We start from the raw sequence: 16,661 nt of genomic DNA, 5'->3' as shown, positions 1-16,661 counted from the left end.
CATGAGGCAGTTGCTGTGGCGGGCCGCGCTCGCGGTCGCCCTCGTGTGCGGCGTCGGCCTGCTGCCCTGGCTGTCGCACACCGACCCGGCCCTGACCGTGCTCAAGGCCCGGTCGGCCGACCGCGACCCCACCCCCGAGGTGCTGGCCGGCATCCGGCAGCAACTCGGCCTGGACAAGGGGCCGTTCACTCTGCTCGGACAGTGGCTGGGCGGGCTGTGGCACGGGGACGCCGGACGCTCCTGGCTCTCCGGGTCCCCCGTGGCGCCCGACGTGCTCACGGCGCTCGGCGTCTCGCTGCTGCTGATGGCGGTGGCGCTCGCCGTCGCCGTGTGCACCGCCGCGCTCGTGTGCGCCCGCACCCTGCGCACCGGCGGCCGCTCCCGCCGGGGCGGCGCCGCCTCCGCGGTCCTCGCCGCGCTGCCCGAGTTCCTCACCGCCTCCGTGCTCGCCACCGTCGTCGGCGTGCAACTGGGCTGGCTGCCCGCGCTCGGCTGGTACGGACCGAAGTGGACGGTGCTGCCCGCGCTCGCCCTCGGCCTGCCCGCGGGGGCCGTGCTCGGCCGGCTCCTCGACGACCTGCTGCCGGGCGCCCTCCGCGAACCCTGGGCCCTGGCCGCCGCCGCCCGCGGCCTGCCCGGGCGGCGCGTCGCCCGGCAGGCGGTACGCCGCTGCCTGCCCGCCCTGCTGCCCAACCTCGGCCTGTTCGTCGTCGGCCTGACCGGCGGAGCGGTCGCCGTCGAGCAGGTCTTCGACATCCCGGGCCTCGGTCGCACCACCCTCCAGGCCGCCCTCGCACAGGACCTGCCCGTCCTGCAGGCGGGCACCCTCGCCCTGCTGTTGCTGGGGGCCGTGGCGACCGGGGCGTGCCGGCTCGCCGCCCGCCTCCTCGTCGGCCCCGCCCTGCGCGACGGAGCCCTGCCCACCCTGCACCGGCCGGTGCCGCCCGCCCGCCGCATCCTGCCCTTCGCCTACGGGGGGCTGCTGACCGGCGTCATCGCGCTCGGCCTGCCACGCGACCCGCTCGCCCTGAACACCGGCGAACGGCTCCGAGCACCCTCCGCCACCCACCCCTTGGGCACCGACGCGCTCGGCCGGGACCTGCTCGCCCGGGTCGGCCACGGCGCCCTCGACACGCTGCTGCTCGCCCTCGCCATCAGCGCGGCGACCCTGTGCCTCGGCGTCCTGCTGGGCCTGGTGCCCCGGCTCTCCGGGCCGCTCGTCGACACCGTCAACGCCGTACCGCCCGTGCTCGTCGCGCTCCTCGTCACCGCCGTCGCGGGCAGCGGCGCCGCCACGCCCGCGCTCGCGGTGACCGCCGTCGCCTGGGCCCCGCTCGCCGCACACACCGCCGCACTGCTGCGGCAGGAGCGCGCCACCCCGCACCTCGCGGCAGCCCGGGGCCTGGGTGCCGACCGCTGGTACCTGCTCCGCCGCGAACTGCTGCCCGCCGTCCTGCCGCCCGTCACCCGCCACGCCCTGCTGCGGCTCCCCGGCATCGCGCTGGCCCTCGCCTCGCTGGGCTTCCTCGGCCTCGGCGCCCAGCCGCCGTCGCCGGAGTGGGGCCTGCTGCTCGCCGAGAACCAGCCGTACGCCGAGCGCGCCCCCTGGGCCGTCCTCGCCCCCGCGGCCGCCCTCGCCCTGCTCGGCGCGCTGGCCGTGACCGCGGCGGGCGGCGTACGGCGCCCGCGCCGGACCCCTCGCCCGCCGGGACCGGCCACTGAACGTCCCCCTGCGGAAAAGGAGTTGGTGGGAGCCCGATGACCATCACCGTGTCCACCGGCCGGCGTGAGGCACCCGGCCGGATCCGTCTGTCGCCCCTGCTGCGGCTGCTGATCCTCACCCAACTCGCCTTCAACGTCGGCTTCTTCGTCGTGCTGCCCTTCCTGTCGGAACACCTCGGGCAGACGATCGGCATGGCCGGCTGGATGGTCGGCTTCGTGCTGGGGCTGCGGACGTTCAGCCAGCAGGGGCTGTTCGTGGTGGGCGGGGCACTGGCCGACCGGTACGGCATCCGGCCCGTGGTGCTGGCGGGCTGTGTGCTGCGCATCGCCGGGTTCGTCTGGCTCGGGTACGCGCAGTCGACCTGGACGGTGATCGGCGCGGTGCTGCTGATCGGGTTCGCCGCCGCGCTGTTCTCACCGGCCGTGGAGTCCGAGGTCGCCCGGCAGGCCGTGCTGTGGGAGGAGACGGGCGGCGGATCCCGAACCCGTGTCCTGGCGCTGTTCACGGTGGCCGGTCAGGTCGGGGCGTTCCTCGGACCGCTGCTCGGCGCACTGCTGCTGGCGGTGGACTTCCGTACCACGTGCCTCGTGGGCGCCGGGGTCTTCGTCCTCGTCCTGGCCGGGCACGCCCGGCTGCTTCCGCAGCGCATCCCCGGCCGGGCACGCACCCGGGCCAAGGGCGGGCTGCGGCTGCTGCTGCGCAACCGCCGCTTCCTGGCGCTGTGCTGCGCGTACGGCGCCTACCTGCTCGCCTACAACCAGCTGTACCTGGCCCTGCCCGACGAGGTGACGCGCGCCACCGGCTCCCAGGCGGCGCTGGCCTGGCTGTTCGCGCTGTCCTCGCTGCTGGTGGTGACCGCGCAGCTGCCGGTCACACGCTGGGTGGGGGAGCGGCTCGCGCTGCGCCGGTCCATGGCGGCCGGGCTGCTGCTGATCGCCGCCGGGTTCGCGGTCGTAGCGGCGGCGCGGCCCGCCGGGTGGACGGGGACGGCGGGGCTCGTGCCCGCGGCCGGCTTCGTCGTCCTGCTCACGCTCGGTCAGATGCTCGTCGCACCCGTGGCCCGCGCCTGGGTGCCCGACCTCGCCGAGGAGGGCCGGCTCGGCCTGTACACCGGGGCGCTGTCCTCGGTGTCCGGCCTGATCGTGCTGGTCGGCAGCTCCGCGACGGGGACCCTGCTGGACGCCGGGCTGCCGCCGGCCGTGCCCTGGCTGGTGCTGGCCGCGGTGCCCGCAGCGGCGGTGGCGCTGCTGCCGCGTCGCGACTGAGCCCCGCGGTCGCCGGGCCGGGACGTCACCCGGCGACCAGCTCGCGCACCTGCGCCTCGGCCGGGGCCGTCCGGATCCGCGAGGTCCGCCACAGCCAGTGCACGTCCCGCCCGAACGACCACACCAGCAGGCCCAGCGCCAGGGCGGCGATCCCGAAGTTCGCCGCGTACGGCAGCAACCCGGCGCCCGCCAGCAGCAGCAGGACACCCTGCAGCGCGGCGACCGTCTTGCGGGCCGTGCTCGGCGGCAGCGGAGCGGTCAGCCACGGCCACACGCGGGCCGCCGCCACGAACACGTACCGCATGCCGCCGATCAGCAGCACCCACGGGCCCAGCTGTGTGGACACGTACACGCTGAGCACCAGGATGAGGAACGCGTCGACCTCCATGTCGAAGCGGGCGCCCAGCGGGGTCGAGGTGCCCGTGCGGCGGGCCACCTTGCCGTCGACGCCGTCCAGGATCAGCGCCACGGCGGTCAGCCCGACGAACAGCGAGACCGGCGGCGAGTCCTGGAAGGAGTCCGCGACCAGCGCGGTCACACCGCCCACGAGGGTGGCCCGTCCGAGGGTGACCCGGTTGGCCGGGCCGAAGGAACGCAGCCGGGAGCGGTGCAGGGCCCGGGAGAGCACCGCCCAGGTGGCGAACGCGAACGCGAGACCGGTCAGCCAGCCCGCCGGGCCCATGCCGATCGCCGTGCCGAGCAGGGCCAGCAGCAGCACCTGCACCCCCGCCCCCACGGCGGTCTCCTGCTGGACGAGCCTCGCGTCGTAAGTACTGTTCAGGGCCACCGAACATCCTCCGGCCGTGTGACAGAGTCGATCAACGCCGCTACCTTGTGCGCGGCCTGTGCACCACTCGGTACGCAAGCAGCTTCCCGATCGTTCAGGAGGACTTGGATGAACCGCACCGCCCGCGCGTTCTGGATCGACTCGCCTGGACTAGGCGCGATACGGGACGTCGCGCTGCCCGAGCCGGGCGAGGGCGACGTGGTCGTCCGCACGCTCTGCTCCGGGGTGAGCCGCGGCACCGAGACGCTCGTCTTCCGCGGCGGCGTGCCCGCGAGCCAGCACGCGGCCATGCGGGCGCCGTTCCAGGAGGGCGACTTTCCGGGGCCGGTGAAGTACGGCTACCTGAACGTCGGTGTCGTGGAGGAGGGTCCCGACAGCCTGCGCGGCCGTACCGTCTTCTGCCTCTACCCGCACCAGACGCGGTACGTCGTCCCGGCGCACGCCGTGACCGTGGTACCGGACGCGGTGCCCGCCGAACGGGCGGTGCTGGCCGGGACGGTGGAGACCGCCGTGAACGCCCTGTGGGACGCGGCGCCCCTGGTCGGCGACCGGATCGCCGTGGTCGGCGGCGGCATGGTCGGCTGCTCGGTGGCAGCGCTGCTGGCCCGCTTCCCCGGCGTACGGCTGCAATTGGTCGACGCCGACCCCGGGCGCGCCGCCACCGCCGAGGCGCTCGGCGTGGACTTCGCGGCGCCCGGCGACGCCCTCGGCGACTGCGACCTCGTCGTGCACGCCAGCGCCACCGAGCGGGGCCTGGCCCGCTCCCTGGAACTGCTGGCCGCCGAGGGCACCGTCCTCGAACTGAGCTGGTACGGCGACCGCAGGGTGAGCCTCCCGCTCGGCGAGGACTTCCACTCCCGGCGGCTGGTCATCCGCAGCAGCCAGGTCGGCACAGTCTCCCCGCGCCGCGCCGGCCGCAGCTACGCCGACCGGCTCGCCCTCGCCCTCGACCTGCTCGCCGCCCCCGCCCTGGACGCCCTGGTCACCGGCGAGTCCGCCTTCGAGGAACTGCCGGACGTGCTGCCCCGGCTCGCCTCCGGCGACATCCCCGCCCTGTGCCACCGCGTCCGGTACACAGACATCGGTTGACGATTCGTTCAATCCGGTACGACACGTGCGCCTGACCTGAGAAAAGCGATACCGGGGGCTGAACAAGGGAAGGCAACCAGCCGTACTACACGGCATCCCCGGCGGCCATCGGCCGGGGAACAGACGCGCCGCACCTGGAGGGTCGTCCGTTGTTCAGCATCACCGTCCGCGATCACATCATGATCGCCCACAGCTTCCGCGGGGAGGTCTTCGGACCCGCGCAGCGCCTGCACGGGGCCACCTTCCTCGTGGACGCCACGTTCCGGCGCGAACAGCTGGACGAGGACAACATCGTCGTCGACATCGGACTGGCGACCCAGGAACTCGGGGCCGTCGTCAGCGAGCTGAACTACCGCAACCTCGACAACGAGCCCGACTTCGCCGGGATCAACACGTCGACGGAGTTCCTCGCCAAGGTCATCGCCGACCGCCTCGCCGACCGCATCCACAAGGGCGCACTCGGCGAGGGCGCCAAGGGCATCGCGGGCCTCACCGTCACCCTGCACGAGTCGCACATCGCCTGGGCGAGTTACGAGCGTGCGCTGTGACCGACACGACCATCGAGAGGCCGGACCAGGCGTCCCGTGCGACGCTGACCTACGTGCCCGTGCAGCATGCCGCCCTCAAGAACGCCGACATCATCCCCATGTCCCTGCGCTCCGTGCACTTCGTCATGCCGGGCGGTGTCGACGACCCGGCCGCGCCGAGCGGCGGCAACGCCTACGACCGGCGGGTGAGCCTGGACCTGCCCGGCTTCGGCTGGCAGGTCCACAAGCACGCCGTGGCGGGCGACTGGCCCCGGCCGGCAGCGGCGGCCCGTACGGAACTCGCCCAGGTGCTGCGGGAGTTGCCCGACGGCAGCGTCGTCCTCCTTGACGGGCTGGTCGCCTGCGGCGTCCCCGAGATCGTCGTGCCCGAGGCGGAACGCCTGCGCATGGCCGTCCTCGTCCACCTCCCGCTCGGCGACGAGACGGGGCTCGCCCCGGCCGTGGCCGCCGAGCTGGACGCGCTCGAACGCACGGTGCTGCGCGCCGTCCCCGCCGTGATCGCGACCAGCGACTGGGCGGTCCGCCGTCTCGTCGCCCACCACGGCCTGGCCCCCGAACGGGTGCACGTCGCCGCCCCCGGCGCCGACATCGCGCCCCTCGCGCCCGGCACCGACGGGGTCTCCCGGCTGCTGTGCGTCGCCGCCGTCACCCCGCGCAAGGGACAGCACCGCCTGGTGGAGGCGCTGGCCGAGGTGGCCGACCTGCCGTGGAGCTGCGTGTGCGTCGGCAGTCTGACCCAGGACCCCGAATACGTCGCCGACCTGCGGGCGCTCATCGACCGGCACGGCCTCACCGGCCGGCTGGAGCTGGCCGGAGCACAGGGCGGCGCAGCACTCGACGCCCGGTACGCCGCCGCCGACCTGATGGTCCTCACCTCCTACGCCGAGACGTACGGCATGGCGGTGACGGAGGCGCTGGCCCGCGGCATCCCGGTGCTGGCCTCCGACGTCGGCGGCCTGCCGGAGGCGGTCGGCCGCGCCCCCGACGGCGCGGTGCCCGGCATCCTCGTACCGCCGGAGGACCCCGCGGCCATCGCCGCCGAACTGCGCGGCTGGTTCGGCGAGGCCGATGTACGCCGCCGGCTGAAGGCGGCCGCCCGCAGCCGGCGCGCCGCCCTGAACGGCTGGGCGACCACGGCACAGAGTCTGGCCGCCGTGCTGCGCCGACTCCCGACCGAACCCCGGAGGGCCGCATGACGAACCCGGTGACCACACAGCCCAGCGGGGCGATCCCGGCCCAGCCCAAGCCCAGGGACACCGTCGAGGCCACGGACTGCGTCATCCCGGGCGCCGGCCCCGCCGACCGCCCCGGCGAACGGGCCACCCTGCGGCTGCGCGAGACCGGCCCGGAGGAGGCCGGCGAGCCGCCCCGCTACGCGCCCGAGTGGCTGCAGCTGCGGGAGCCGGCCGACGCCGCGGCGCGCGCCCACGACCTGCTGGATCCGCTGCGCATCCGGCTCGCCAACCTGCCGGGGCGGGCCGACGGAACCGTCATCCACGACCTCGGGTGCGGCACCGGGTCGATGGGCCGCTGGCTGGCCCCCCTGCTCGACGGCGCACAGCACTGGGTCCTGCACGACCGCGACCCCTATCTGCTGCACTTCGCCGCCGTCGCCTCCCCGCGCTCCGCCGCCGACGGCAGCCGGGTCAGCGTCGAGACACGGCGCGGGGACATCGCCCGCCTCACCCCGGACGCCCTGCACGGCGCGTCCCTGGTGACCGCCTCCGCGCTCCTGGACGTCCTCACCCGTGAGGAGGTCGGGACCCTCGCCGCCGCCTGCGCCGGGGCCGGCTGCCCGGCCCTGCTCACCCTCTCCGTGGCCGGGCGCGTCGACCTGACCCCCTCCCACCCCCTGGACGCCGAGATCACCGAGGCGTTCAACGACCACCAGCGCCGCACGGGCCTGCTCGGCCCGGACGCGGCCACGGTCGCCGCAAAGGCCTTCGCCGAACACGGCGCGACGGTACGGGTGCACCCCAGCCCCTGGCGGCTCGGCCCGGAGCACGCCGCGCTGACCGAGCATTGGCTGCGCGGCTGGGTCGGCGCGGCCGTCGAACAGCGCCCCGACCTGGGGGAGCGCGCCCAGCGCTATCTGGCGGAACGTCTCGCCACGTGCGCCGCCGGGGAGTTGCGGGTCGTCGTCCACCACAGCGACCTGCTCGCCCTGTGCCGGCCGAGGGGCGGAGCGTCATGAGCGCCCAGACGGTCGAGGCACGGATGGTGGCCAGGCCCGTACGCGAGGACACCCGGCCCCGCGACGAAGCCCCCGCCCCCCGGACCCGCCGCGTCCGCGCCCACCTCGGCACCCTCGCCGGAGTCGCCATCCTCGCGGTGCTGCTGTGGCGCCTGGGCACCGGTGTCCTCCTCGACGGGCTGCGCAGGATCGACGGGGGCACCCTGCTCGCCGCGCTCGGCATCGGGCTGGTCACCACGGTGTTCAGCGCCTGGCGGTGGGCCCTGGTGGCCCGGGGGCTGCGGATCCGGCTGCCGCTCGGCCCGGCCGTCGCCGACTACTACCGCGCCCTGTTCCTCAACGCGGCCCTGCCCGGCGGCGTCCTGGGCGACGTCCACCGCGCCGTACGGCACGGGCAGAACACCGGCGACCTGGGGCGCGGCGTACGGTCGGTGGTGCTGGAGCGGGCCGCCGGGCAGCTCGCCCTGTTCGCGGTCGGCGTCGCCGTGCTGCTCACCATGCCGTCCCCGGTGCTGTCCCAGGCCCGGCACATCGCCCCGCTCGCGGTACTGGCCGCGCTCGGGGCACTCGCGGTCGTCCTGGCCCTGCGGATGAACCGGGCACCGTCCCGCCGCGGCCGGGCCCTGCGCGCGACGCTCACCGAGGCCCGGGCCTCCCTGGCCTCCCGGCGCAACGGGCCGGGCGTCGTCCTCTCCTCCGTCGTCGTCCTGGCCGGGTACGTCGCCATGTTCCTGCTCGCCGCCCGGGTCGCCGGCACCGCCGCCCCGGTGACGGTGCTGCTGCCGCTCGCGGTGCTGGCGCTGCTCGCCATGAGCCTGCCGCTGAACGTCGGCGGGTGGGGGCCCCGGGAGGGCGTCACCGCCTGGGCGTTCGGCGCCGCAGGACTGGGCGCGGGCAAGGGCCTCGCCGTCGCCGTCGTCTACGGGGTGCTCAGCCTCGTGGCGAGCCTGCCCGGCGTCCTCGTCCTCGTGGCCCGCTGGTACGGCGGCCTGCGCGCCGGTTCCGCTCCCGCCGCGACCGGACCGGAACCGGCCGCACCTCAGTCCCGTCCGGGCTCCGCATCCCGCCCGGAGGTCAGCAACGAGAAATACGCGGCGAAGGAATCCGCGAGGCTCGCCAGCAGTTCCTTCCCCTTTTCCGCCGCACCCAGCGAAGGACGGCCGATGACACCCGAATCGGTATAGGCGGACATACCGAGGGAGAGCAGATGACGCCGGTCGTCGGCGACGAAATCGGAGGTCTCATAACCGGGTCGGAGCGATTCCGGGTGAGCGTGCAGAAGGATGGAGGTCTCTATTTCCCCCGCGTGCATGTCGGTGAGCAGCGAGGTGGCCACCCCGGCCCGCTCACGCGCCGCCTCCCAGTCCTCCGCGGCCGGGAACAGCGCCATCCGCTCGCCGCGGGCGGAGGATTCCTGAACGACGTTGCCCAGCACGTAGTTGCCGCCGTGCCCGTTGACCACCACCAGGGCGTCGACGCCCGACCGGCGGAGCGAAGCCGCTATGTCCCGTATCACCGCGTGAAGGGTCACGGAGGAGATGGAGACGGTCCCCGGCCAGGCCGCGTGCTCGTGCGAGCAGGAGATCGTCACCGGAGGAAGGAGGTGCACCGGGTACGCGTCGGCGATCTCCCGCGCGACGGCACAGGCGACGAGCGTGTCGGTCGCCAGCGGAAGGTACGGACCGTGCTGCTCGAAGCTTCCGACGGGCAGGACCGCGACCTGCGTTGAGACACCGCAGCCCCGCATCCGTACGTCTTCCGTGGTGTCCGCCGGCAGCAGACCCGCCACCGGACCGAATGCCGCCGCCCGCGTCCCCGAACCACTCATTTCTTCACGGCCTTTCGTCTCTGCTTAGGAACTCGAGAATCATGACAGAAAAAGTTGGCGTACTCGGCAAGAAGTCCCCGCAGCACACCGGCGCGGAACGCGTCGTGAATGCCCCGCTGCCCACGGTGTACGGGAAATTCCAGGCGGTCGGCTATCTCGATCACGACCGCGGCGACGAGCAAGTGGCGCTGGTCTACGGCGAGATCGGCACCGACGACGTGCTGGTGCGGCTGCATTCGGAGTGCCTGACCGGTGACGCCTTCGGCTCCCAGCACTGCGAGTGCGGCGACCAGCTCGACTCCGCGCTGCGCGCCGTCGTCGCCGAAGGCGCCGGTGTCGTCGTTTACTTGAGAGGGCACGAGGGCCGCGGCATCGGCCTGCTCGCCAAGCTGCGCGCCATGGCGCTGCAGGCGGAGGGCCTGGACACCGTCGAGGCGAACCTCGCCCTCGGCCTGCCGGTGGACGCCCGCGACTACGGCGTCGCCGCCGAGATCCTCCACGACCTCGGCGTGCGCTCGGTCCGCCTGATGTCCAACAACCCGCGCAAGCGGGAGGCGCTGCTGGAGCACGGCATCAAGGTCGCCGAGCAGGTGCCGCTGCTGATCGAGCCGTGCGAGAGCAACATCACCTATCTGCGCACCAAGCGGGAGCGCCTCGACCACAACCTGCCCCACTTGGACGCGGTGGCGCACTGGTCCTGACCCCCCTCGGCGCGTTCTCCTGGTACCCGACACGACAGCGCCGGCCCCGGACCGCGAACCGGGGCCGCCCGTCGCACCCGTGGTGAAGGAGCCGCTCGTGGACACACACGCCTCGGTCGTCGTCATCGGCGGTGGCGTCATGGGCACATCGATCGCCTGCCACCTGGCCCGCGCCGGCGTTCCCGACGTCGTCCTCGTCGAGCGGGACGAACTCGGCTCCGGGTCGACGTCGAAGGCCGCGGGCGGGGTGCGCGCCCAGTTCTCCGACGCGCTCAACATCCAGCTCGGCGCCCGCGGCCTGGAGGCGTTCGGCCGGTTCCAGGAGGACACCGGGTACGACATCGGGCTGCGCCGGGTCGGCTACCTGTTCCTGCTGTCCACCCCGCAGGAGGTCGCCGCGTTCGAGGCGGGCGTGGCCCTGCAGAACTCCCTCGGCGTGCCCAGCCGCCTGCTCGACCCCGCCGAGGCCCGCAGGCTCTCCCCGCTGATCAGCACCGACGGACTGCTGGCGGCCGCGTTCTCACCCGACGACGGCCACTGCACCCCCGAGTCCGTGGTGCACGGCTACGCGGCCACCGCCCGCCGCCACGGCGCCCGCATCCTGCGCCACACCGAGGTCACCGGCATCGAATTGCGCGGCGACACCGTCACCGCCGTGGCCACCACCCGGGGCCGGATCGCCACCGACACGGTGATCTGCGCCGCCGGCGCCTGGTCACGGTCCGTCGGCGCCATGGTGGGCGTCGACCTGCCGGTGATGCCGCTGCGCCGCCAGATCGCCGTCACCGAGCCCGTCGGCGGACTGCCGCCCGACCTGCCCATGACCATCGACTTCACCAGCCTGTACTTCCACGCCGAGGGACCCGGCCTGCTCGTCGGGATGTCCGACCCCGACGAGACCCCCGGCTTTTCCACCGACACGCACGACCGCTGGATCCCCCGCCTGTGCGCGGCGATGGAACGCCGCGCCCCCGCCCTGCTCGATCTGCGCCGCACCGGCGGCTGGGCCGGCCTGTACGAGATCACCCCGGACCACAACGCGCTGATCGGCGAGGCGACTTCCGTGACGCGCTTCCTGTACGCGACCGGCTTCTCCGGGCACGGCTTCCTGCAGGGACCGGCCGTCGGCGAGGTCGTGCGCGACCTGTACCTGGGCCGCGTACCCTTCGTGGACGTCCAACCGCTCAGCGCCGGCCGGTTCGCGGCCGACGCCCCGCGCCCGGAGGCCAACCTCGTATGACCGAGCTCCACCTGTGGCTGCGCCACGAGGCCCGCAGCACCGAGCGGCGCACGCCGATCGTGCCCTCCGACGCCCGCCGCCTCCTCGATAGCGGCGTGACCGTGACCGTCGAGGAGTCCCCGCAGCGGATCTTCCCGGTCGAGGAGTACGAGTCGGCCGGCTGCCGGGTCGCGCCCGCGGGCTCCTGGGTGTCCTCGCCTCCGGACACGGTCGTCGTCGGCCTGAAGGAACTGCCCGACGAACCCGCCCGGTTGACACACCGGCACATTTTCTTCGGGCACGCCTACAAGCAGCAGCCCGGCGCGGCCGCCCTGCTGCGCCGGTTCGCCGCCGGGGGAGGAGCGCTCCTCGACCTGGAGTACCTGGTGGACGACGACGGGCGCCGGCTCGCCGCCTTCGGCTTCTGGGCCGGATACCTGGGCGCCGCCCTGGCCGTGCTCCAGCACCGGGGCCGGCTGACGGCGCCCCTGGCACCCACCACGAAGGACGCACTGGACGCCACGCTCAGGCCCGCCGCCAGGGACGCCGGCTTCACCGCCCTGGTGATCGGGGCGCTCGGCCGCAGCGGCCGGGGCGCCCGCGTGGCCTTCGCCACCGCCGGAGCGGACCCCACCTGCTGGGACCTCCCCGAGACCCGCGACCTGGACCGCCGGGCTCTGCTGGACCACGACGTGATGGTGAACGCGGTCCTCGCCACCAGCCCTGTCCCGCCCTTCCTGCGCGATCAGGACCTGGACGACCCCGCCCGCCGGCTGCGCACCCTGTGCGACGTGACGTGTGACGTCGGCTCACCGCTGAACGTGCTGCCGGTCTACGACCGCACCACCGACTGGGACGCCCCCGTCCGCCGCCTGCGCGAGGAGCCCCCGCTGGACCTGATCGCCATCGACAACCTGCCCTCCCTGCTGCCGAAGGAGTCCAGCACCGACTTCTCGGCCGCCCTGCTGCCCCACCTGCTCGACTTCGGCGTCAGCGGACCGTGGGGGCGCTGCCTGGACCGGTTCCGTCGCGCCCGCCGTGAACTCGGCGTCACAGAAAGGTAGTTCCGTGGACGAGGACCGGGTACCCGCGAGCGGCACCGTGCACTGGATCGGCGCCGGTCTGTCCACCGGCAGCGGCCTGGCCGCCCTGTGCGACACCGCCGGGCACGTAACGCTGTGGCACCGCACCGAGGACCGCGCGGCCGCGGCCCTCGACCGGCTCGGGCTCGCCGGACGCGCCGAGCCGCGCGCCTACACGCTCCCCGCGCTCACGGCCGCGCTGACCCCCGGGGACGTCGTCGTGTCGATGCTGCCCGCGCCGCAGCACGCGCCGCTGCTGACGGCCTGCGTGCGGCGGCGGGCGCACTTCGCCTGCTCCAGCTATGTCTCCGACGCCGTGCTGGAGCAGGTGCCCACGGCCGAACGGGCCGGCCTCGTCGTCCTCACCGAGGCCGGGCTGGACCCGGGCATCGACCACCTCTTCGCCCACGACCTCGTCGCCCGAGCCCGGGAGGCGATCGGCGACGGCACGCCTGCCTCGTACAGCCTGACCTCGTACTGCGGCGGCGTCCCCGCCGTCCCGAACGACTTCACCTACCGCTTCAGCTGGGCACCCCTCGGTGTGCTCAACGCCCTGCGGACACCGGCCCGTTACGTCGAGGACGGGGCGGAGACCGTCGCCGAGCGGCCCTGGGAGGCGACCCGGCGGCACATCGTCGACGGGGAGACGTTCGAGGTCTACCCCAACCGCGACAGCGTTCCCTTCGTCGCCCAGTACGGGCTGCCGTCCGTCTGGACACCGCGGACGTTCGTGCGGGGCACCCTGCGGCTGGAGGGCTGGCTGCGGGCCTGGCAGGGCGTCTTCGAGGAGCTGAGGACCGGCGACGACGCCCGGATCGCAGTGCTCGCCCGGAAGCTGGCGGACACCTACCCCACCACCGGCCAGGACCGGGACCGTGCCGTCCTCGCCGTGTCGCTGGACGTGCGCGTGGGGACGGGGCAGACCTGGGCGGGCGGCTACCTGCTCGACCTGGTGGGCGACGCGCGGGAGAGCGCGATGGCCCGCTGCGTCTCCCGCACCCTCGGCCTGGGCGTGCGCCACGTGCTCGACGGGTCCCTGCCGGCGGGGCTGAGCCGCGCCGCCGAGACGGCGGACCGGTCCCGTCGGTGGCTGGGCGAACTCGCCCGGGACGGCATCGAGTTCACGCTCCGCGCCGACGAGTAGCGGATCACTCGACGAGGGCTTCGTGGACCAGCGTCTTCAGGTCCCGGAATATCGTGTGCGAGGACCTCGGCCGCACCTGCGTCATGAACTGCACCGTCAGATCGCGGCCCGGGTCGACCCAGAACGTCGTCGTCGCCACGCCGCTCCAGCCGTACGCGCCGAGCCCGGACGGGGCCTGCGTGCGGGACGGGTCGATCACCACGGAGACGCCCAGACCGAACCCGACGCCCTCGTTGCCGGGCTCGTCATGGGCGGGCCGGCTGCCGAAGGCCCGCAGGTCGGCTCCGCCGGGGAGGTGGTTGGAGGTCATCAGGTCCACGGTCCGTGGCGTGAGCAGCCGGACGCCGTCGAGTTCGCCGCGCCGGCGCAGGAACTCCATGAAGCGGTGGAAGTCGTGCGCGGAGGCCACCATGCCACCGCTGCCGGACAGGAACCGTGGCCGGCCCCGCAGCGGCAGTCCCGGGATCGGTTCGATGCCGCCGTCGCCGGTCTCCCCGTACATCTCCGACAGCCGTTCCGCCTGCTCGTCCGTCACGTGGAACCCGGCGTCCGTCATGCCGAGCGGCCGGAGGATCCGCTCGGCGAAGAACACGTCGAGCGGCTGCCCGGACACCACCTCGATCACCCGGCCCAGGACGTTGCTGGCCACCGAGTAGTTCCACTGCGTCCCCGGGTCGAACTGCAACGGCAGGCCCGCGTACACCTCGATCGTCTCGGCCAGGTCCTTGCCCGGCGGCACCGACGACTCGAGGCCCGCCGCGCGGTAGAGGGCGTCGACCGGGTGCGTGTGATAGAAGCCGAAGGTCAGCCCCGCGGTGTGGGTCATCAGGTGCCGGACGCGTATCGGCCCGGCGGCCGACCGGGTCACCAGGTCCTCGGGTCCCGAGCCGCTCACGTACACCCGTGGCTCGGCGAAGGCCGGCAGGTGCCGGTCGACGGGGTCGTCGAGCGACAGCCGGCCCTCCTCCACCAGCATCAGCGCGGCCACCGCCGTGACCGGCTTGGTCATGGAGTAGATCCGCCACAGCGTGTCGGTTCCGACGGGCAGCCCGGCCGCGACGTCACGCAGGCCGTGCGTCGTCAGGTGGGCGACGCGTCCACCGCGGGCCAGGGACACGAGGAAACCCGGCAGGCGCCCTTCGTCGACGTGCCGGGCGAGATGCCGGTCCAGGCGGTCCAGCGCCTTCTGATCCAGCCCGACCTCACCCGGGTCGACCTCTTGCCGCAGCTGTGCCATCGCTGTCCTCCGTCGCGTTCGTCGAGGTGAGGTCCGGCATACCCCGCCCGGACCTGCTCAGACCTCATCGTGGCGCAGCGACCCGTCATGATCACACAGGAGGGGGCGGAACATCGCCGGGAATGCACCCTCCCCGCCCGTCGGTTGACCGAGTCATGACTCAGGACGCGACGCAGGACGCCCTGCTCGAACTGCTCTCCGAAGGCCACGGCGGAGTACTGGTCACCCTCAGACGCGACGGCCGCCCCCAGCTGTCCAACGTCAGCCACGCCTACTACCCCGACGAGCGGATCATCCGCATCTCGGTCACGGACGACCGCGCCAAGACCCGCAACCTGCGCCGCGACCCCCGGGCCTCCTACCACGTCACCACACCCGACCGGGGGGCCTACACGGTCGCCGAGGGCACCGCCGACCTGTCACCCGTCGCGCGGGACCCCCACGACGAGACGGTCGAGGAACTCGTCCGTCTCTACCGCGACGTCCTCGGCGAACACCCCGACTGGGACGACTACCGCGCCGCCATGGTCCGCGACCGCCGCCTGGTGCTGCGGCTGCGCGTGGAGCGGGCGTACGGGATTCCCGGGCATAGGGGGCGGTGAGCAGGAGCGGCCGGGCCGGGGCACGGCCCCGGGGCGACTGTCAGTGCCGCGCAGTACGGTCCCGGTATGGCAGTGGCATTCGATCTCACGCTGGACTGCGCGGACGCACCCCTGCTCGCCGCGTTCTGGAAGACGGCGCTCGGCTATGTCGACGAGCCGCCGCCCGCTCCCTTCACCACCCGCGAGGAATGGCTCGCGCAGTTCGGTCTGCCGGAGGACGAGAAGGAGGACGGCGGTGCCTGGCTCTGCGACCCGGACGGCGTCGGCCCCCGCCTGTCGATCCTGCGGGTCCCCGAGCCCAAGACCGCCAAGAACCGGCTGCACATCGACGTCCGGGTGCCGGGCCACGGCGGCCCCGAGGAGCGCTGGGCCCGCATCCGGGCGGAGGCCGACCGTCTGGTGAGGGCGGGCGGGACCGTCCTGAGGGTGGCCGACGGGCACCACGTCGTGATGGCCGACCCCGAGGGCAACGAGTTCTGCGTCGGCGCGGCCCCCGCCTGAGGCGGACGCGCCAGGCCGGGCCCGTGCCCCGGACCGGTGCCGGTCAGCGCGTCGTGCGCTCGGCCGTCAGGTACGCGATCACCATGTCGCCCAGCATGGCCCGGTGGTGCTCGCGCCGGTCCGGGTCGACTAGGTCCCGGCCGAACAGCGCGCCGAAGGTGTGCCGGTTGGCGACCCGGAAGAAGCAGAAGGCGCTGATCATCGCGTGCAGGTCGACCGCGTCGACGTCGGCGGTGAACAACCCGGCCCGCCGCCCCTCGTCCAGGATCCGGCGGATCACGTCCACCGCCGGTGAGCCGATCCTGCCGAGCTGCCCGGACGCGGCGATGTGCCGCGCCCCGTGCATGTTCTCGATGCTCACCAGCCGGACGAAGTCGGGGTGCCGCTCGTGATGGTCGAAGGTCAGCTCCACCAGGCGCCGCATGGCCGCCACCGGGTCCAGGTGCTCCACGTCGAGCGCCTGCTCCGTCTCGCGGATCACCCCGTACGCCCGCTCCAGCACGGCCGTGAACAGGTCCTCCTTGCCGCCGAAGTAGTAGTAGATCATCCGCTTGGTGGTGCGGGTGCGGGCGGCGATCTCGTCCACCCGGGCACCGTCGTAGCCGGCCCGGGCGAACTCCCGCGTGGCGACGTCGAGGATCTCGGCCCTGGTGCGGGCGGCGTCACGCATGCGCTCCCCAGGCCGTGCCGGTTCGTCGACGCTGGTCATCGGCTTCCTTCGGACGACGGGCGTGGTGTGCT

The 16,661-nt window shown here is 74.0% G+C and carries 16 protein-coding genes and 1 pseudogene; 13 read left to right on the top strand and 4 right to left on the bottom strand.

Features of this window, described 5'->3' with window-relative positions; genetic code table 11:
* Nucleotide 1: 1 nt before the first annotated feature.
* Both ACFPZJ_RS18325 and ACFPZJ_RS18320 read left to right on the top strand, forming a co-directional pair.
* Nucleotides 2-1,762, top strand: coding sequence for an ABC transporter permease subunit (locus ACFPZJ_RS18325; protein ID WP_381022465.1), 1,761 nt, complete (start codon nt 2-4; stop codon nt 1,760-1,762).
* Nucleotides 1,759-2,988, top strand: a complete 1,230-nt coding sequence (locus ACFPZJ_RS18320; protein ID WP_381022462.1) for an MFS transporter — start codon at nt 1,759-1,761, stop codon at nt 2,986-2,988. Before ACFPZJ_RS18325 ends, ACFPZJ_RS18320 begins: the two co-directional genes overlap by 4 nt.
* 25 nt (nt 2,989-3,013) lie before the next feature.
* Here the strand turns inward: ACFPZJ_RS18320 and ACFPZJ_RS18315 are convergent, their stop codons facing one another.
* Entirely contained in the window at nt 3,014-3,775 is a 762-nt protein-coding gene (locus tag ACFPZJ_RS18315; RefSeq protein ID WP_381022459.1) for a CDP-alcohol phosphatidyltransferase family protein, read from the bottom strand.
* A 108-nt stretch (nt 3,776-3,883) separates the two neighbouring features.
* Between ACFPZJ_RS18315 and ACFPZJ_RS18310 the strand changes: the two genes are divergently transcribed.
* From ACFPZJ_RS18310 to ACFPZJ_RS18290, 5 genes and pseudogenes are all read left to right on the top strand, one after another.
* Nucleotides 3,884-4,864, top strand: coding sequence for a zinc-dependent alcohol dehydrogenase (locus ACFPZJ_RS18310; protein WP_381022457.1), 981 nt, complete (start codon nt 3,884-3,886; stop codon nt 4,862-4,864).
* A gap of 149 nt (nt 4,865-5,013) precedes the next feature.
* Nucleotides 5,014-5,412 carry a 6-pyruvoyl trahydropterin synthase family protein gene (locus ACFPZJ_RS18305; protein ID WP_381022454.1) on the top strand — a complete coding sequence of 133 codons (399 nt, stop codon included), beginning with the start codon at nt 5,014-5,016 and terminating at the stop codon, nt 5,410-5,412.
* Nucleotides 5,409-6,608, top strand: coding sequence for a glycosyltransferase family 4 protein (locus ACFPZJ_RS18300; protein ID WP_381022452.1), 1,200 nt, complete (start codon nt 5,409-5,411; stop codon nt 6,606-6,608). Before ACFPZJ_RS18305 ends, ACFPZJ_RS18300 begins: the two co-directional genes overlap by 4 nt.
* On the top strand, nt 6,605-7,606 hold the full coding sequence (locus tag ACFPZJ_RS18295) for a class I SAM-dependent methyltransferase (RefSeq protein ID WP_381022450.1): 1,002 nt from the start codon (nt 6,605-6,607) through the stop codon (nt 7,604-7,606). The genes ACFPZJ_RS18300 and ACFPZJ_RS18295 overlap by 4 nt, the downstream gene beginning before the upstream one ends.
* A pseudogene (locus ACFPZJ_RS18290) lies at nt 7,603-8,499 on the top strand (lysylphosphatidylglycerol synthase transmembrane domain-containing protein); the annotation flags it as partial. The gene ACFPZJ_RS18295 and the pseudogene ACFPZJ_RS18290, both read left to right, overlap by 4 nt.
* 146 nt (nt 8,500-8,645) lie before the next feature.
* On the opposite strand, the gene ACFPZJ_RS18285 reads toward ACFPZJ_RS18290, so the two are convergent.
* On the bottom strand, nt 8,646-9,434 hold the full coding sequence (locus tag ACFPZJ_RS18285; RefSeq protein WP_381022447.1) for a creatininase family protein: 789 nt from the start codon (nt 9,432-9,434) through the stop codon (nt 8,646-8,648).
* Between the two features lie 41 nt (nt 9,435-9,475).
* Between ACFPZJ_RS18285 and ribA the strand changes: the two genes are divergently transcribed.
* The 4 genes from ribA to ACFPZJ_RS18265 all read left to right on the top strand — a co-directional run bounded on the left by ribA (nt 9,476) and on the right by ACFPZJ_RS18265 (nt 13,580).
* A complete protein-coding gene (gene ribA, locus ACFPZJ_RS18280; protein WP_381022444.1) occupies nt 9,476-10,135 on the top strand; it encodes a GTP cyclohydrolase II in 660 nt (219 codons plus the stop codon).
* Nucleotides 10,136-10,232: 97 nt separating this feature from the next.
* Nucleotides 10,233-11,375: an NAD(P)/FAD-dependent oxidoreductase gene (locus tag ACFPZJ_RS18275; RefSeq protein ID WP_381022441.1), complete on the top strand. Its 1,143-nt coding sequence runs from the start codon at nt 10,233-10,235 to the stop codon at nt 11,373-11,375.
* Complete coding sequence (locus ACFPZJ_RS18270) at nt 11,372-12,418, top strand: saccharopine dehydrogenase (protein ID WP_381022439.1); 1,047 nt, start codon at nt 11,372-11,374, stop codon at nt 12,416-12,418. The genes ACFPZJ_RS18275 and ACFPZJ_RS18270 overlap by 4 nt, the downstream gene beginning before the upstream one ends.
* Before the next feature lie 4 nt (nt 12,419-12,422).
* Entirely contained in the window at nt 12,423-13,580 is a 1,158-nt protein-coding gene (locus tag ACFPZJ_RS18265; RefSeq protein WP_381022437.1) for a saccharopine dehydrogenase family protein, read from the top strand.
* 4 nt (nt 13,581-13,584) lie between these two features.
* On the opposite strand, the gene ACFPZJ_RS18260 is transcribed toward ACFPZJ_RS18265, so the two are convergent.
* Nucleotides 13,585-14,817 carry a serine hydrolase domain-containing protein gene (locus ACFPZJ_RS18260; RefSeq protein WP_381022435.1) on the bottom strand — a complete coding sequence of 411 codons (1,233 nt, stop codon included), beginning with the start codon at nt 14,815-14,817 and terminating at the stop codon, nt 13,585-13,587.
* Nucleotides 14,818-14,972: 155 nt separating this feature from the next.
* On the opposite strand from ACFPZJ_RS18260, the gene ACFPZJ_RS18255 reads away from it, so the two are divergent.
* Together ACFPZJ_RS18255 and ACFPZJ_RS18250 are read left to right on the top strand one after the other, a co-directional pair.
* On the top strand, nt 14,973-15,419 hold the full coding sequence (locus ACFPZJ_RS18255; protein ID WP_381022433.1) for a PPOX class F420-dependent oxidoreductase: 447 nt from the start codon (nt 14,973-14,975) through the stop codon (nt 15,417-15,419).
* Between the two features lie 66 nt (nt 15,420-15,485).
* A complete protein-coding gene (locus ACFPZJ_RS18250) occupies nt 15,486-15,920 on the top strand; it encodes a VOC family protein (RefSeq protein WP_381022431.1) in 435 nt (144 codons plus the stop codon).
* A 43-nt stretch (nt 15,921-15,963) separates the two neighbouring features.
* Here ACFPZJ_RS18250 and ACFPZJ_RS18245 read toward each other — a convergent pair whose 3' ends face one another.
* Entirely contained in the window at nt 15,964-16,629 is a 666-nt protein-coding gene (locus tag ACFPZJ_RS18245; protein WP_381022428.1) for a TetR/AcrR family transcriptional regulator, read from the bottom strand.
* Nucleotides 16,630-16,661: the final 32 nt, after the last annotated feature.

Origin of the sequence: Streptomyces bullii (assembly GCF_042657145.1) — a bacterium.
Taxonomy (GTDB): Bacteria; Actinomycetota; Actinomycetes; order Streptomycetales; family Streptomycetaceae; genus Streptomyces; species Streptomyces bullii.
Note: the sequence above shows the minus strand (reverse complement) of the source record. Positions and strands in the feature narration are given on the sequence as shown.

Bases quoted from the DNA above. Each gene is read 5' to 3' on its own strand.
- ACFPZJ_RS18325 (WP_381022465.1), top strand. From the start codon at position 2: ATGAGGCAGTTGCTGTGGCGGGCCGCGCTCGCGGTCGCCCTCGTGTGC.
- ACFPZJ_RS18320 (WP_381022462.1), top strand. From the start codon at position 1,759: ATGACCATCACCGTGTCCACCGGCCGGCGTGAGGCACCCGGCCGGATC.
- ACFPZJ_RS18310 (WP_381022457.1), top strand. From the start codon at position 3,884: ATGAACCGCACCGCCCGCGCGTTCTGGATCGACTCGCCTGGACTAGGC.
- ACFPZJ_RS18295 (WP_381022450.1), top strand. From the start codon at position 6,605: ATGACGAACCCGGTGACCACACAGCCCAGCGGGGCGATCCCGGCCCAG.
- ACFPZJ_RS18285 (WP_381022447.1), bottom strand. From the start codon at position 9,434: ATGAGTGGTTCGGGGACGCGGGCGGCGGCATTCGGTCCGGTGGCGGGT.
- ribA (WP_381022444.1), top strand. From the start codon at position 9,476: ATGACAGAAAAAGTTGGCGTACTCGGCAAGAAGTCCCCGCAGCACACC.
- ACFPZJ_RS18270 (WP_381022439.1), top strand. From the start codon at position 11,372: ATGACCGAGCTCCACCTGTGGCTGCGCCACGAGGCCCGCAGCACCGAG.
- ACFPZJ_RS18260 (WP_381022435.1), bottom strand. From the start codon at position 14,817: ATGGCACAGCTGCGGCAAGAGGTCGACCCGGGTGAGGTCGGGCTGGAT.
- ACFPZJ_RS18255 (WP_381022433.1), top strand. From the start codon at position 14,973: ATGACTCAGGACGCGACGCAGGACGCCCTGCTCGAACTGCTCTCCGAA.
- ACFPZJ_RS18250 (WP_381022431.1), top strand. From the start codon at position 15,486: ATGGCAGTGGCATTCGATCTCACGCTGGACTGCGCGGACGCACCCCTG.
- ACFPZJ_RS18245 (WP_381022428.1), bottom strand. From the start codon at position 16,629: ATGACCAGCGTCGACGAACCGGCACGGCCTGGGGAGCGCATGCGTGAC.